Below are 15,426 nucleotides of genomic sequence, written 5' to 3' on the forward strand. Positions count from 1 at the left end.
GGACCCGCAATATCGGCGCTGGCAACGGGTGGCGCCGCTGATTTGGTTGGCATCGGAGTGGGCGTTGGAGACGGTGTGGACTCCGCAGGGGCCGTCGTGGGTTCCTCAGGAACCAAAGGTTGATCAACATACCCCTGAACCTCGCCGTCCCTGGGCAGGTTTGGCAAAAGCGTCTCTTGGGTGGGAGCGGTGGGAGCAACTGTTTCAACGGCTGGCGGGGCCACGGGCTCGTTGACCGGAGGAGCAACGGGTGCCGGCTCTACAGCCGGAGGAGCTGGTTCCGGCGTTTTCTCCGGCTCCAAAGGAGGGGGGGTTGGAGACGGCTCCAAAATCGGAGGCACTACGACCGGCGGCACCACTGGTGGGGTGGGAGTTGCCGTTTCGGTCGGTTGCCCGGTTTCACTCCCTGGTCCCGGCTCCAGTTCGGTGGCGACAGCGGGCTGAATGCCTATGAACCCGATGCTGGCCAGTAAGAAGACCACGAGCACGGCTTGAACACGTTTGATTCCAGTGCCCAACTTTCCCCCCGTTGTATGTGTTTCAGAACGCTTTCGGCGATCCATTTATCGCAACCACCTGAGACATGACGGCGCGCGGACGTTCCCCTCCGCGGAGGGGCGACCCGGATTAGTTTATCGTATGGACTAGACCCATCCCCCTCAGCCGCAGAGATCCGCCGGGAGCCCGCCCGCCGGGGCGGGATTATGCCCTCTCTTGATAGAGTCGTCTCTGCTGATGTCGATTCAGAGGAATACATGACGCCCCCTAACCTCTCCCGACAATCATCGCCGCAGAGGCCATCCCCCAAAGGAATAAGGCGATGGGCCGTTGCCATGCTCGCGGCCCTCCTGGTCGTCGCGGGAGTGATCCTCGCTCCCTGGGACAATAACGCCGTAACACCCAACACCGCCGTTACACCCAACACCCCCGCTTCGCCGCCCACCCATCCCATCAGCGGCTACTTCATCACCGCCAATACCGAGTCATCCGCCAACAGGGACAAGATGGCAGATATCAAGGCCTTGGGTGGAGATACAGCGATCACTTTTGGCACCCTTCTGAGGCCGGCCACGGAGGAATCCCTGCCGACCGACTGCGTTGTGCAAGGTATGGCCTGCGGCAAATTCGTCAGCACCTCCTTAAGTGTTCATCGATACTTCACCTATTCCGACGGAAGCCATTGGGGGGACTCTGTCTCGAAGTGTCCCAACGACCGGACTGTCTCATCCGCCGGCAAGTCCTACACCATATTGGTGCTGCCCACAGAGGGCCGCAGCTGCAACTCCCCCGACGGAACCTATGACGTGGTGATAGTGGGGGGCAGCAAAGAGTCTGCCGAAGATCCAGCCGGCGCGTTGTCGTCGGCGGCAACGGAGTTAGGCATGAAGTTCTATGCGGGTCTCCCTGCACCAGTCAAGCGGACCGACGTTGACTACCTACCCGATCTTTCATACATGAATACCCTTGACCTTTTCACGGAGCGGTTCTTGGAGTACCAGGCCGCCAATAATGACGTTCCAGGTCTTGCCGGCTTTTACCATCACTTCGAGATGCCAATCAGTTCCGCTCAATTTTTCGACCCTGTTTTGTCTCTCTACAAGATGCAAAACACGGCAATTAAGCGCGCACTTCCGACCCGTTCAGCAGTCATTAGTCCATATATCGAGTCCAGATCAGCGGCCTCCAACGTCAGCCCTCAGGATGCCCGGCTCGGGATACGCCGGATCGCCCAGACCTCGGGTGGCCTCGCACTGAACATCGCCATCCAAGATGGAATTGGAACTGGAAAGGGCGCAGCATACATGCCCAGCGAGGGCAGCGAGCCCGTGGATACTTTCGCCGCAACCATCGTCGGCAACGGGACGTGGGGCGAGAAGTACGTGGCACCCAATAGGGACTACTTCCAAGCCGCAGCGGACGGCATCACCGGGACAGGTGCCGTTTTGTGGGCCAATTTGGAAGGCATGGCCCCTTCCACAAAGACCAATACGTGCGGCAACAGCCTTCGTGGGCAAACTACTTTGCAAAGAATGGATCGTCAGCTTCAACAGATGGCTCAGGCTGAAAAAATAATCTCATTCATGTGGGATCCCTACTTCACGTGCAAAGGCACCGGCACGCCGCTCAAGGAGCAATTGCAGTCGGGCCATACGTCCCCTGTCGTGACCGACGCTAAGGTCGACTCGGAAGCAGGCATACTGACCGTCGTCGGATTCAACCTCTCCGGTGGACAAGTGAAAGTGTCTTGGACCACAAGTGACGGCGCTTCCCATGAGTTGGACTCAAACCCCTCAAGCACGGTGGAAAAAGACGCTGAAGACCCCGGCCCTAATCCAAGACTTGAATCGATCGTCATTAGTCTCGATGGATCAACATTGCCCCCTGGAACCCCTTACTTGGTGAACGTCAGCAACCGGCGGGTCTCCGACCAAAACGTGGAGTTTGCGGACGGCGTATTTTCGCCTTGATAGAATCGTCACTGCTGATGCCAACATCAAGGAACACATGACGCTCCCGAACGATACCGAAACTCCCACCTCAGAGTCCCGTCCCAGACGGCAGAAAAGCGGCAAGAAAACTGTACGGAACGTACTCCTTGGCTTTGCAGCCGCCGTGCTCGTCGCGGGTCTGATTGGGGGTGGCTATCTTTACAACCTTGCTCAGACGTTCAATTCGGGCACCACCAAGATCGAGACAGCTTTCCCTGAAGAGTCGACACGACCTCAGAAGACCGAGCCCGTGAATGGCACCGCCGCAATGAACATCCTTGTGATGGGCAGTGACACCCGTGGGTCAGCGGAACTCGACGTCGATACCCAGGCCTCCACGGACCAGCGCGCTGACACGTTGATGCTCGTGCACATCCCGGCAGACCGCAAGAATGTCTATGCAGTCTCGCTTATGCGTGACTTGTGGGTAGATATTCCAGGAAAGGGCGAATCGAAGATCAACTCTGCTTTGGCTCTTGGGGGCGTGCCACTGATGGTCCAGACTGTTGAGTCCCTGTTCCAGCAGCGCATTGATCATGTCGCAATGGTCGATTTTGAAGGCTTCAAGGGTCTTACTGATGCTCTGGGCGGAGTAGAAGTCGACGTCAAGATCCCCTTTGCACCGGCCAAGGGCCCTATGAAGGGCCACTACTACGAAGCCGGAAAGCAGACACTTAATGGCGACGAGGCGCTGGCATTTGTCCGTGAACGTATGTCGTTCAGCGACGGCGACTACCAGCGCGTGCGGAACCAGCAGGCATATATGAAAGCAATCATTAGCAAGACGATCGCACGTGAAACTCTGACCAACCCTGTAACCGTCAACAGTATGGTTGGCGCAGTGTCTCCTTTCATCAGCGTCGACAAGAGCTTCGACGCGGCTGCCATCGGCAGCCTTGCCCTAGGTATGAAGGATCTGCGGGCCAATGACACTGTGATGTTCACTTTGCCAACTCTCGGCACGGGCAGTTCAGCTGACGGCCAGTCTATTGTTGTCGCAGACACAACAGCCATAGCAGAGATCGCGGGAGCCCTTTCTAAGGACCAGCTGGGTGCCTACGTCACTGCCCACGCTCTGGAAAAAGGAAACTAACGCCGGAGTCAGCCGCAAATGTTGTTGCTGGGCATAGCCCCTGTACGCGCACTCGTCGCGTCCAGGGGCTTCCTTGTGGCTTCCTGGCCTCTCGCACGTGGAGCTGAGCACCGTTCCCATTCAGAGTATGGCCATGACGCAGGAGCTATTCGAACGGAAACGGAGCGGGCACTAATCGTTAGGATGCGACATTCTCTTTGCAGAACCCGTTGGCTCGAATTGCTTCCACAACTCCGGCCGCCTCGGTATCCGCTATGGGATCGTCTGCACGGTTGAAATGCTTGACCACAGTAGCCACCAGCGCTTTGTCGCTGCCGCCTTGCAGGATGGCGGCGCAGACATAGCGGGAATTGGTTGCGATCTCTTCCTGCGTGAATTTCGGAGCCACTGGAGAAATGCGCTTCAAGAGGTCAGCGCTCTGTTCTTCCGTCACCTTGGGGACTGCTGGTTTGGACTCCGTAGTCGTAGGCTGGGGCTCGGACTGGCTCGGGGCGGAGCACCCAGCCAAAGCGAGTGTGATCAGGGCAGCGGAGAGTGCGCGTCTCATAACTGTGGAATTCTCCTGGGGGTAGCAGTACAGGTCGTGGGCACTTGGCCCGCAGACGACACTATCCGATGCGGCGCCACGGACCCACTTGTCACTCGTGCTTTAGGGGCGCCCAGCTCTTGTGGTGACCCTGACTCGCCAGCGAGGCCCGGAGTGTCGGGCGGGCTTTAGTTCCCACCATAAAGTCCCGCCAACTTGACGTTGGCGGGACTTAATGGGTTTAGGTAGATCAGAGAACTACGAGGCTTAGGCTCCAACGCTTGAGTTGGAGTACCCGATTTGGATTTTGGACCCTGTAGGTAGGGTGCCCAGCGCTTGGCTAAGGACGATCTCGACCATTGTGACGATTATCGTGGTCGATGACTTGCTGACCTTATGTAGAGTGACTTGGCCCAGCCCCGGTACCTGAATGACTGTATTCGGGGCAACTGAAGCGTTTATTGCCGGCAACCCAGCGATCCTGAGATTCGTGAATGTCGACGTGTCCGTCAGCTTCACGGCACCCCCACTCGGAGCACGACTTGCGCTGGTTTCTGCCTTGATCGCGTCAACCTGTATGACGCCGTTCAGAACATTGACTCCGCCGATGGTATTGACCACAGTGCTCTTTGCCTCAGGCGTCAAAACGCCTGTAGCTGTCGTCACGGAAGCTCCAGCCGAGACCGCACCAGGGATGTTGACTGCGGCCACATTCGCCGTCGTCGTTCCTCCCGCGCATTTAACGGACGCCAGTGCAGTGGGGCCGGACCCTATGAGACCGGATGCCAGGGTAGCCCTTGTGCCATAACCTGTCCCCGCGAGATAACCGGTCTGCGGTGGCGTCAACTTGACGTTGCTTACCCCGAGGCGGATGTCTGTACCAACCTTCAGACCAAGTAGCCCGGCTTTCAGAATCTCCACCCGTAATGCTGTGGTAGAGACTTGGTAGGTGGTGCCAACCAAGCGCTTCTCTTGGCCGTTCAGTGTAACTTTTCCTACCGAACCCAGAAGCGGGACTTTAAGATCAATAACAGTATTGGCTGCCGGGTTGGCGTTTACAGCAATGCCCAACACTTTGAGGTCGGCGATAGTTGTTTGGTTTGTCCCGGCAAAAGCACCTGCGGTGTTCTTCTCTGCGGTGCTTTCAGAGGTGATGGCACCTGCGGTGATGAGACCACCCAGCAGGTTCGCCCCAGCTACGGTCGACTTCCCCTCAATACGTTTACTTGTCGTGGTGAGCACTGTCTTGACAGTCGTGGTTGCATTGCCGACAGTTCCAACAGCGGGGACGTTAAGCCCGCTGACGTTGTTGGAGGCCGTCTTACCAGTAGCACCCGTGCAGGCAATGCTCGCACTGGCAGTTGGACCGGAAGTCAGTGTCTTGTCCGTGTTGAAAATGTATGACCCGTATGCGGATCCCGCAAATCCAGTAGTGATTTGTGCCGGCGTAATGCTTGTAGTGGCAAAGGCCGAAGAGGTGGCGCCGCCCGTAAGCGCAAGCGCAAGAGCGCCCGCAAAAGCGACCATAGAACGTTTCATGTAATGCCCCCAGTAGTAGAACACGATGCAGCGATGGTGATCACACCGTAACGTCCAAGGTCTCCACTGGCAATAGAAAGAAATGCCAAGAAGCTTTTCACACCTGGAATTTGTGATTCTCGCATATATCTTGCTACTTTTTTCATCACAATCTCTAATGGTTGTCCCTTGCTTTGGCCCTGACACCCGCCGAGCCTCTAAGGCTTCAAGCCGCCCGCCCCACGCCATTCGATCGTCATCGGTAGTATTCATCCGCGATGGCATACGGGCTATAGAATGCCCGTAAAGACGCGCTTCAGCGTCACGACTTCCGGGGGATTTTTTGAGTAATGTTTTGTGTGGTTCGCGCGCGTGCGGGCCGGTTGGCATACGACGATGGCATGCAGTCTCTGGGCTCGGCACCGCCGCCTTGACGCTGGCACTGGTGTTGGGAGCGGCTACCGCGCCGGCAACGGCTGACACTGTCAAGGACGCTGTCCTAGTGGGTGAGCAGCCTTCCAATATAGCCGTGAATTCGGTAACCGACACAGCTTACGTGTCGACTTTAGGCGGCATTTACAGCATCGGCGGGGGTGGCACGGCGAATGTGTATCAGCCCGATGTCTTGTCGTCGCGCATCGCTGTAAACTCGGCGACGAACAAGATCTACGTCAGCGATTCCAGTTCGGTCGCAGTAGTTGACGGCGTGACCCACGCAGCCATCACCGTCTCAGTTGGCGCTAATGCAGACGTCATTGCGGTAAACGAAAAGACCAATAAGGTCTATGTCAGCACTGCAAATGGCCTCAAGATCATCGATGGCGCTACAAACGTGGCCACTCCGATCCTGAACTCCGCCGGTGCGCAAGACATTGCAGTCAATACCGCCACCAACAAGGCCTACGCTCTTTCCGCCGGGACTGTGAAAGTCATCGACGCCAGCGGAAAGATCACGTCAACTGTGTCCGTGGGTGCGGGTGGCATCGGCGCTATAGCGATCAATCCGTCAAAGAACAAAATCTACGTCACGACGACACCAAAGTATGGATCCAGCGTCAAGGTCATCGACGGTGCCACTGACAAGATCACGGGCTCCATGGCATCCGAAGGCCCGCTCGGAACTTTGGCGGTGAACCCCGCCACCGACAAGATCTACGTCGAATCTGGTACCTGGAACAGCGACGGATCCATCAAGGTGATCGACGGCGCCACCCTGACGGAAACTGCGCACATAGTCACGGCTACCCGGGCTCGCAGCATCGTGGTAAACCCGTCCAACAACAAGATCTACGCCACCATGACTGGCCGTGGAACCACCATCATTGATGGCCGAAACAACACCAGCAGAGCGCTTTATACGGGCCAGGAACCCGACGCTGCAGTCGTGAACACGTCCAACAACAAGGTTTACGTGGTCAACTCCGAGAGTGATTCTGTGGGCATCATTGACGGAAATGCGGAACATCCCGTCAAGAACGACTTCAATGGAGATCTCAAGGCCGACATCTTGGCCAGAGATGCTGCGGGGGTGCTCTGGCTCTACCCCGGCGATGGCTCCGGCGGCTGGCTGCCGCGCCTCCAGGTGGGACAGGGCTGGAACGTCATGAACGCCCTCGTGGCTCCCGGTGACTTCAACGGAGACGGCAATGCCGATGTCCTGGCTCGTGACGGAGGCGGAGTGTTGTGGCTCTACCCAGGCAACGGCTCCGGCAGCTGGCTCGCACGTGTGCAGGTCGGCAGCGGCTGGGAGGGCATGAGCGCAATTGAGGCAATTGACTTTCATGGTGACGGATTCGCTGATGTCGTAGCTCGTGCCCGCGATGGTGCGCTCTGGGTATATCGCGGCGATGGCAAGGGCGGTTGGTTGCCCCGGATGTGGGCCGGTTCCGGCTGGACCGGAATGTCCGAGATTACTGGCGTAGCCGACTTCAACGGTGACGGGGTCTCTGATCTCGTAGCCCGCGACGGCGCCGGAACCCTGTTTCTCTACCCGCCGAACGGCTATGGAAGCTGGCTCCCAAAGCAGACCATTGGACAGGGTTGGAACAGCATGAATTCACTTGTTGGTCCCGGCGACTTCAACGGCGACGGCAGGGCCGATATTCTCGCCCGCAACGCTGCAGGCGAGCTGTGGCTCTATGCGGGCAACGGCGGAGCATCGTGGCCCACCTCGAGCAAAGTGGGCTCAGGCTGGAACGGCATGACTGCCATTCTGTAGTCGGCTCCACGCGGAACTACCATCAACGGCCAATCCTGATCCGATCAGGATTGGCCGTTGGTGTATCCGCTATAGAATTCGAACACCGACGCCGTTGAGCGTCACGACTTATGGGGGACACCATGTCTGTTGGTCTGGATAAACCGCGCGCCTTTAGAGAATCAAACCAACGACGACGGCGCCGGGCGGCGGCTTCGTTTGTCGCCACCGGCCTGGCGGTGGCTTTGTCCCTGGGAACCACGGCGGCGCCGGCCGCGGCCGACGTTGTTGGGGATGATTTCCACATTGAGGGTGAGGCCGCATCCATCGCACTCAACTCCACAACAGACACAGCGTACATAAGGTCAGATGGCGCCGTGCTCAGGGTCAAAGACCGCGGCTCGAGTCAGGTGAAGTGGGTGGGTGACTCGCCTGGGGTGTTGGCCGTCAACTCGGCGACGAACAGACTCTACGTCGCAAGTTCTGACGCATCGATGATGGAGAGAAATGCCCTTGTAGTGATCGATGAAGGGACTCAGCAATCCACCCTAATTCCGTTCGATTCATACGTCGGTGATATCGCTGTGAACGAGAAGGCCAATAAAGCCTACGTCAGCACGGACGCAGGGATCACGGTGCTGGATGGAGACACCAATACCTCCAATCTCGTGGCGGGTTCCGCGGGCCGTGGTAGGACCATTGTCAATCCAGTCTCAAATAAGGCATACGTACTCACCAACGCCGGCGTACAGGTCATTGGTGCATCTGGAAATATCACCTCAACTGTGAACATCGACGGAATTGACGTCCTTAACTGGGCAGTGAATCCGGTGAAAAATAAGATCTACATCGCAACCAAGACGATATCCGGTTCCAGCCTCAAAGTGATCGATGGCGTCAGCGACACCGTCACCGCCACGCTATCTTGGGACGGCCCCTTGGAGAGCTGGGCCCTGAATCCGGCGACAGACAAGCTCTACATCGGTTCGGCTGCTGCTTTTAATGCTGGATCCGTCCGAGTGGTCGATGGGACCACCATGATGGAGACAGCAAATATCCCCACGCCTACGCGGGTGAAGAAAATCGTGGTGAACCCGACGAATAACAAAATCTATGTTTCGATGGCTGACCGCGGCACCACAGTCATTGATGGTCAGAACAACGACACTACGACGCTCAGGCTTGACAGATGGCTCATGGCTGCCGTAAATCCGACCAACAACAAGGTCTACACTGTGGTCAATAACCACATATCCGTCATTGATGGGAATACACAACCGCCCGTCAAGAACGACTACAACGGAGACCGCACGGCGGACGTCATCGCCAGGGACTCGGCCGGATTGCTGTGGCTCTACCCCGGCGACGGTTCAGGTGGGTGGCTTCCCCGTAAGCAGGTAGGACAAGGCTGGAACATCATGACAGCCATCGTCGCACCCGGAGATTTCAATGGTGACGGTAATGCAGATGTTTTGGCCCGCGATGGAAGCGGACTGCTTTGGCTCTACCCGGGTAACGGCTCGAGTGGTTGGCTTCCACGCGTCCAGGTCGGCAGTGGATGGGAGAGCATGACGGCAATTGAGGGCATCGGTCAGTTTAGCGACGACAAGTTTGTCGATATTGTTGCGCGTTCCAGCGAAGGCTGGCTATTTGTCTATCGCGGCGACGGGAACGGCGGTTGGCTGCCTCGCTATTATGCAGGTTTTGGCTGGAATGGGATGTCCGAAATTACAGGCGTAGGAGACTTCAACATGGACAGCACTCCTGACATTGTTGCTCGCGACGCGGCCGGCGCACTCCAGCTTTACCGCAACGGAAATGGTTGGCTCCCGACGCAGCAGATCGGCCAGGGCTGGAACGTCATGAACTCCCTGGTTGGACCTGGTGACTTCAACGGCGACGGTAAGGCCGACATCCTGGCGCGCAACGCGGCCGGCGAGCTGTGGCTCTACGCAGGTAGCGGGGGCGCAGCCTGGCCCACGGCCACAAAGGTGGGCACCGGCTGGAACGTCATGACGGCCATCCTCTAACGCACTTAGCCATCGGAGGTAAACGGCGGCTGGCCCTGGAAACGATCAGGACCAGCCGCCCCTCACACCACCCAGAAACTCCCGCACATCCCCCGCCACCCGCTCCGGGCACTCCCACAACACCAGGTGACCGGTCTCCTCATAGATCTTGAGGCGCGATCCCGGAATGCGGCTGGCGAGGGTCTCCTGGTGATGCCGCGGAACCAGATGGTCGTGGGCGCCCCAGAGAATCAAGGCAGGTGCTGAGATGGTGCCTGCTTCCGTCGGCGGCTCCGCTTCGTAGTAGCCTCGCAGCGACTCCTTCCAAATCGACGCCGGCATGGCCAGACCGTCCTGCACCCGGTCTTCAATGTAGGAAGCAGGAACCGTGTGCAGCAGCCGGTACCAGGACAAAGAACCGCGCACCCACTCCTCTGAAATCGGATCAGTCAGCGAATCCATTTCGGCGGCGAACGCCGGCTTCCCGTGAAGGCTCAACGGTGCCCCCACCAAAATCAGCGAAGCCACCCGTTCCGGATGCATCACGGCTAGTTGTTGGGCAACATATCCCCCGCTGGAAGAACCCACCACGTGGGCCCGCACAAGACCCAAGGCATCAAACAGAGCCACCACGTCTTCGGCCACCTCCATCAGCGAATAGCCTCTGGGAGGTTTCTCGGCAAGACCGTGCCCACGAAGATCCGGTGCCACAACAACTGCATCCGGAACCGAGGCAATCAGCCGCTCGAAACTGCGCCAGGACTCGCTCCAGGCGTGCAACAAGAGTAAGGGCGTGCCGCCGTCGTCGACTGAATGTTCAAGGCCACCTTGTACGAAACAGGGGACGCTGATACCGGTGCGCAAGGCGACCCTCCTGACCTCGGACTCCATAGGGCCAGCGTACGCTCAGAGCCCCCGCGGGACGAGGGCAAGGGCACCCGGCGAACTACCAGCTAGCGAGGCTATGGTTGATGAGTCCCGCCTGGTCCCCCATCAGGCGGGACACTTTCATTCCAGCCCGCCCGCCTACTTTGTGCGGGTGGCAGCCCACTCCCGAAACACATCAGCGATCTCCGTAGCATGAGTGTGATGGAGGTAGTGCCCCCCGGGAGCTGCACCACGGTGCCATCGGCAACGCTCGAGGCCTGCCTCCGATGCAACGCCAGCCACTCCGGAGTTTTCGTATTGTCCGATACCACGAACAGGAGCAAGGGCAACTCCCCTGCGAAGCCGGTCCCCAGCGCGTGCTCAAAGTTGGTGCGGACGTGGGTCATCTCGTTCAGATATGTGGAGGAAATGGAGTTCCACTGCGTCAGCATCTGCATCTGCATCTGCTCACGGGCGTAATCCGAGTAGGCGTCGCCATACCCGTCGCCGGCTGCGGCCACCAGGCGGAGGACGTACCCAAACGGTTCCACCACAATCACGCGGGAGGTCCTTGGCGAGGATATCCACCAAGGGCGGCCGACCACACGGCGGCCAGCCGCCGTCGACGCTTGGCTTCTCAGCCGCGTTGGCACTAGTCGCGGCGAGGAACCGGCTGCGGCGGGACGGCAGGGTCCGACGCCGGTATACAGAACCTCAGTCCGTCGCCCCAAAATCCGTTGTTAATGCAGTACAGAGGCACCTGTTCGTCGCCGATATGAAGCGTAGGATTCCGCATGCGTTTGGACACACTGAAGGTTAGTTCCACTGTGCCGTCAGGGGACTTGCAGCTGTAGGTTCCGTTCCAAGGGCTCAAATCTTCGCAGGTGTTGAGTCCTCTCGATACGCCGTCCCGGTCCACGTACTCCCAGGTCCTGTCCGTCTTCTCGCCGACCTGAATAGCGGAGTTTGGAACGGACCGGGCATAGTCACGGGTAAATGGCCGCTCGTCGCAGCCCGCGGCTGTAAGCGTGAGTAACGCAAGCAGGGCGAAGCCCAATTTTGTTCCACGACGCATTCCGGTGTCCCCCCATCGGCTGAACTCTGCCAAGCCTATCCACATGGTGACTTGAAGAGAGCCTCGCCCGCGGGGTCAAAACCAGACGCATCAACTGATTTAGTAAGGTTACTTACCTACCTGTACTATCTGTCCCATGAACAGCCCGGCAAAGCCCACGACGTCAAAACTCAAGCAGTCGATTACCGGCCCGCTGCTTTTCCTTTTTATCCTCGGAGACGTATTGGGGGCGGGTATCTACGCCCTGGTGGGAAAAGTTGCGGGCGAAGTAGGAGGTGCCGTCTGGATTCCCCTGGCGCTGGCCCTGTTCCTGGCCATGCTCACCGCCGCCTCCTACGCGGAGCTCGTGACGAAGTACCCGAAGGCCGGCGGGGCGGCAGTCTTTGCTGAACGGGCTTTCAAAGTGCCCGTGGTTTCGTTCCTGGTGGGCTTCAGCATGTTGGCCGCCGGGGTGACCAGCGCGGCCGGTTTGAGCCTCGCCTTCGCCGGGGACTACCTCAAGCCACTCCTGGACGTTCCCGTCACTCCCACCGCATTGGTTTTCCTGCTGCTGATCGCACTCCTGAACGCACGCGGGGTCAAGGAATCCGTGAGGGCAAACGTGGTCATGACTGTTATCGAGGTGTCCGGTCTGGTGTTGGTGATCGTCTTGGTAGGCCTGATGTTCGGCCGCGGAGACGGTGACGCTTCCCGCGTTCTTGAGTTCAACCCCGCTGTATCCCCCGGAGCAGGAATACTCGCTGCGTCCCTGCTGGCGTACTACTCGTTCGTGGGCTTTGAAACCTCTGCCAACGTTGCCGAAGAGGTCCGGGACGTCCACCGCGTCTACCCCAAGGCACTGTTCGGGGCGTTGGTGACCGCCGGAGCCATCTACATTCTCATCGGTTTGGCCTCGTCCATAGCCCTGTCGCCCAGCGATTTGAGCAGTTCTTCGGGACCTTTGCTGCAGGTTGTCCAGGCCACTGGTTTTGGGGTTCCGGGCTGGCTCTTCGGCCTGGTTGCCCTCATTGCGGTAGCCAACGGCGCCCTGCTGACAATGATCATGGCCAGTCGTCTGGCCTATGGAATGGCGGAACAATCATTGCTTCCCACCGGGTTGGGGAAGGTCCTCCCCCAACGGCGCACCCCGTGGGTAGCCATTCTGGTGACCACGTTGGCGGCAATGGCACTGACCGTCACCGGCGACCTCGGCTCCCTCGCCGAAACGGTGGTCCTGCTTCTCCTGTTCGTCTTCATCAGCACCAACGCGGCCGTTCTGGTGCTGCGCAAAGACAAAGTGGAACACAAGCACTTCCGCGTCCCAGTTGCTATTCCATACCTGGCATTGGCCTCCTGCGTCCTTTTACTGTTCCAGCAAGGCCCGGAAATCTGGTTGCGAGCAGCCATCCTCTTGGCAATCGGGCTCGTCCTCTTTTTCGTTACCCGATGGGGTCGGGGGCGTCAACGGACCGGCCTGGCCGCGGCCGAACAACGTCCCGAGGCGCAATTGGCTGAGTCCCTGAAGGGCAAGGAGGCCGGAAGCCCTTAAGCTGTGGAACTGTACTTGCCACAACCTCGAGGAGCCCGCCGTTGACCAACATCCCCTGGAACCGCGGCGAGTGGACCAACCAGCCGGCCGCCGTCGTCGAGCAGTCAGGTGACCTGCTGGTGACTGCAGCCGAAAGCAGCGATGCTTGGCGCGTTACGTCCTACGGATTTATCCACGACACAGAGCACGCGCTGCTTGCCCCTTTTCCCCAGGACAGCGCCATGGAGGTTGAGTTCACCGCTGCGTTCTCCCACCAGTTCGACCAAGCTGGCATCTTCATCCGCGTCAACGCCGAGCATTGGATCAAGGCGGGCGTCGAATTCGCCGACGGCACCGCTCAGCTGGGTGCGGTGGTCACGAACCGTTTCTCTGACTGGTCCTTGGCGCCGGTCCCGGAATGGAATGGCGGCCGGGTCCGCATGAGAATCAGCCGTTCGGGCGATGCCCTGACCATTCGGGCGGCCTCAGGCGACAACGAACTCCAACTGGTGCGGGTTGTGCCATTGGCACCCGACGTGACCGCCGTCGCGGGGCCGTTCACCTGCGCACCAACACGCGCAGGGTTGACCGTACCCTTTCACTCTTGGCGGGCTACGCCAGCGGACAGCCAACTCCACTGATGCCGACAGAGTGGAACGAGGTTGCGGGTCCCGTCGTTCATGAGATTATGGAGTTTCCTGCGGCCTGCCATTGAACAGTGCTGCAACTCAGTTGGCTCCAAAACAAGCCTGTGGGGGGCACATCACTGTGGAAGAAACTGCGAGTCTTTGGCGTACTGACCCTACGACGTTCCGCGACGTGGCGATCAACCGCCAATCGGTGGAAGCTGCGTTGGCTGGTGAGTGCCCGCCGGTGGAGCGCGTCCGGTACTTGGCACTGTTGGGCCGGGACACTGAAGCCCTCGACGAAGGCTTCAAGCTGCTGCCCCACACACCTGACCGCCGCGAGCTGTTGCTGATACTTGCGCAGGTCAATCAACGCCAGTACCGCTGGCACGACGCAGCCGTACTCCACGAAAAGGCGTTGCGAACGGTCCAGTCACCAGAAGAAGAGGCCTACGTTCGCCACCACATCGGCCGACGTCTTTTCGACGAAGCCCGTTTCCGTGCCGCTGCCGATGAGTTTCAGTGGGCCGCGGACCTCTATCGGGTGGCCGGCCACCCTGAACTTGCCGAAGACAACCGCCAAGCCATGCGGCACGCCCTGCAGGTGCACGGTGCCGAGCGAGCCGTGGGACGTTCTGCGTTCGACCTCTCCTGACTCAACGGCGAGTCCCTCCGTCACACACTTACTGCAACGCAGCCCCAGCTCAGCACCGGCCTGATGTAGCCTAGTAAGTAAGCTGACTATTTTGGAGAGCCTTGGGGGCCTGAATGCCTGACATGGACCTATGGCCAACCAGCCGGCTGCTGTCCACGGCGGCACGACTGGTGGAGCTGGCCTGGAACGATGAGCTGCGGCCCCTGGGGTTGACCTATCCGGCAGTATTGACGCTGGAAACCGTGGCGACGGCAGGGCCTATCGCCCCCGGGAAACTTGCCCAAAGCGTCCGCGTTCAAGCGCAAACCATGGGACCGCTGCTGTCCAGGCTGGAATCCCGGGGCTATATCCACCGACAGCCCAATCGCTTCGACCGCCGCAGCCAACTGGTATCGATTACCGATCTGGGGTTGGCGCTACTGGAACAATCCCACCATTTGGAGAACAACGTGCTGTCCGCCATCATGTTGGACTCGGGGAATCTGCGCGAAGAGTTACTGGCAATCGTTCGCCACTCCAACTTCAGCTGAGAGTTAGGCAGTCCCACGTAGACGGAAATCATCCATCAGGGCAGTATGGAGTTATCCGCTGATGAAGTCCGGCGTCCCAGGGGAAAACTATCTCCTCCACCACACCGGGCCGGCCGCATTAGTGGTGACACCCGGGCGAACCAAAAGGACACCATGAGTGATCTTAAAATCGGCGACACCCTTCCAGTAGATCTCCTGAGTTTCAGGGCCACAGAGTGCCTCGTATCAACACGTGCTCCAGAAGGAGAGGACGTCTGCGTCCTTGATGCAGGGCATACCGGTCAGCATCTGGCGGCAGGCGCAGACATGGTGGTCCGAGCCGCCTGGAGCTAAC

At 59.0% G+C, this 15,426-nt stretch carries 13 protein-coding genes; 9 read left to right on the top strand and 4 right to left on the bottom strand.

Annotated features, from left to right (window positions below):
* Nucleotides 1–833: 833 nt before the first annotated feature.
* On the top strand, nt 834–2,468 hold the full coding sequence (locus tag ABIE35_RS01795; RefSeq protein WP_354512164.1) for a hypothetical protein: 1,635 nt from the start codon (nt 834–836) through the stop codon (nt 2,466–2,468).
* Nucleotides 2,469–2,505: 37 nt separating this feature from the next.
* Nucleotides 2,506–3,582, top strand: coding sequence for an LCP family protein (locus ABIE35_RS01800; RefSeq protein WP_089595979.1), 1,077 nt, complete (start codon nt 2,506–2,508; stop codon nt 3,580–3,582).
* A 178-nt stretch (nt 3,583–3,760) separates the two neighbouring features.
* Here ABIE35_RS01800 and ABIE35_RS01805 read toward each other — a convergent pair whose 3' ends face one another.
* Nucleotides 3,761–4,129 carry a lipoprotein gene (locus ABIE35_RS01805; RefSeq protein ID WP_354512165.1) on the bottom strand — a complete coding sequence of 123 codons (369 nt, stop codon included), beginning with the start codon at nt 4,127–4,129 and terminating at the stop codon, nt 3,761–3,763.
* Nucleotides 4,130–4,375: 246 nt separating this feature from the next.
* A complete protein-coding gene (locus tag ABIE35_RS01810; RefSeq protein ID WP_354512166.1) occupies nt 4,376–5,899 on the bottom strand; it encodes a choice-of-anchor P family protein in 1,524 nt (507 codons plus the stop codon).
* Nucleotides 5,900–6,182: 283 nt separating this feature from the next.
* On the opposite strand from ABIE35_RS01810, the gene ABIE35_RS01815 reads away from it, so the two are divergent.
* Together ABIE35_RS01815 and ABIE35_RS01820 are read left to right on the top strand one after the other, a co-directional pair.
* Nucleotides 6,183–7,844: an FG-GAP-like repeat-containing protein gene (locus ABIE35_RS01815; protein WP_354512167.1), complete on the top strand. Its 1,662-nt coding sequence runs from the start codon at nt 6,183–6,185 to the stop codon at nt 7,842–7,844.
* A gap of 122 nt (nt 7,845–7,966) precedes the next feature.
* The gene (locus ABIE35_RS01820) at nt 7,967–9,853 is read left to right on the top strand and encodes an FG-GAP-like repeat-containing protein (protein WP_354512168.1); all 1,887 of its coding nucleotides are present in this window, start codon (nt 7,967–7,969) and stop codon (nt 9,851–9,853) included.
* A gap of 45 nt (nt 9,854–9,898) precedes the next feature.
* Here the strand turns inward: ABIE35_RS01820 and ABIE35_RS01825 are convergent, their stop codons facing one another.
* On the bottom strand, nt 9,899–10,723 hold the full coding sequence (locus tag ABIE35_RS01825; RefSeq protein WP_354512169.1) for an alpha/beta fold hydrolase: 825 nt from the start codon (nt 10,721–10,723) through the stop codon (nt 9,899–9,901).
* 71 nt (nt 10,724–10,794) lie between these two features.
* A complete protein-coding gene (locus ABIE35_RS01830) occupies nt 10,795–11,259 on the bottom strand; it encodes a hypothetical protein (protein ID WP_354512170.1) in 465 nt (154 codons plus the stop codon).
* Between the two features lie 651 nt (nt 11,260–11,910).
* Between ABIE35_RS01830 and ABIE35_RS01835 the strand changes: the two genes are divergently transcribed.
* The 5 genes from ABIE35_RS01835 to ABIE35_RS01855 all read left to right on the top strand — a co-directional run bounded on the left by ABIE35_RS01835 (nt 11,911) and on the right by ABIE35_RS01855 (nt 15,425).
* On the top strand, nt 11,911–13,302 hold the full coding sequence (locus tag ABIE35_RS01835; RefSeq protein ID WP_354512171.1) for an APC family permease: 1,392 nt from the start codon (nt 11,911–11,913) through the stop codon (nt 13,300–13,302).
* Between the two features lie 41 nt (nt 13,303–13,343).
* Entirely contained in the window at nt 13,344–13,922 is a 579-nt protein-coding gene (locus ABIE35_RS01840; RefSeq protein WP_354512172.1) for a DUF1349 domain-containing protein, read from the top strand.
* Nucleotides 13,923–14,049: 127 nt separating this feature from the next.
* Entirely contained in the window at nt 14,050–14,562 is a 513-nt protein-coding gene (locus ABIE35_RS01845) for a hypothetical protein (protein ID WP_354512173.1), read from the top strand.
* Between the two features lie 113 nt (nt 14,563–14,675).
* On the top strand, nt 14,676–15,092 hold the full coding sequence (locus ABIE35_RS01850; RefSeq protein ID WP_354512174.1) for a MarR family winged helix-turn-helix transcriptional regulator: 417 nt from the start codon (nt 14,676–14,678) through the stop codon (nt 15,090–15,092).
* Between the two features lie 153 nt (nt 15,093–15,245).
* Nucleotides 15,246–15,425 carry a hypothetical protein gene (locus ABIE35_RS01855; RefSeq protein WP_354512175.1) on the top strand — a complete coding sequence of 60 codons (180 nt, stop codon included), beginning with the start codon at nt 15,246–15,248 and terminating at the stop codon, nt 15,423–15,425.
* Nucleotide 15,426: the final 1 nt, after the last annotated feature.

The organism is Paenarthrobacter sp. 4246 (assembly GCF_040546855.1).
In the GTDB taxonomy this organism is placed as follows: Bacteria; Actinomycetota; Actinomycetes; order Actinomycetales; family Micrococcaceae; genus Arthrobacter.

Coding starts and splice junctions, on each gene's coding strand:
- ABIE35_RS01810 (WP_354512166.1), bottom strand. CDS start 5,899: ATGAATACTACCGATGACGATCGAATGGCGTGGGGCGGGCGGCTTGAA.
- ABIE35_RS01850 (WP_354512174.1), top strand. CDS start 14,676: ATGCCTGACATGGACCTATGGCCAACCAGCCGGCTGCTGTCCACGGCG.
- ABIE35_RS01795 (WP_354512164.1), top strand. CDS start 834: ATGCTCGCGGCCCTCCTGGTCGTCGCGGGAGTGATCCTCGCTCCCTGG.
- ABIE35_RS01855 (WP_354512175.1), top strand. CDS start 15,246: ATGAGTGATCTTAAAATCGGCGACACCCTTCCAGTAGATCTCCTGAGT.
- ABIE35_RS01820 (WP_354512168.1), top strand. CDS start 7,967: ATGTCTGTTGGTCTGGATAAACCGCGCGCCTTTAGAGAATCAAACCAA.
- ABIE35_RS01835 (WP_354512171.1), top strand. CDS start 11,911: ATGAACAGCCCGGCAAAGCCCACGACGTCAAAACTCAAGCAGTCGATT.
- ABIE35_RS01800 (WP_089595979.1), top strand. CDS start 2,506: ATGACGCTCCCGAACGATACCGAAACTCCCACCTCAGAGTCCCGTCCC.
- ABIE35_RS01825 (WP_354512169.1), bottom strand. CDS start 10,723: ATGGAGTCCGAGGTCAGGAGGGTCGCCTTGCGCACCGGTATCAGCGTC.
- ABIE35_RS01805 (WP_354512165.1), bottom strand. CDS start 4,129: ATGAGACGCGCACTCTCCGCTGCCCTGATCACACTCGCTTTGGCTGGG.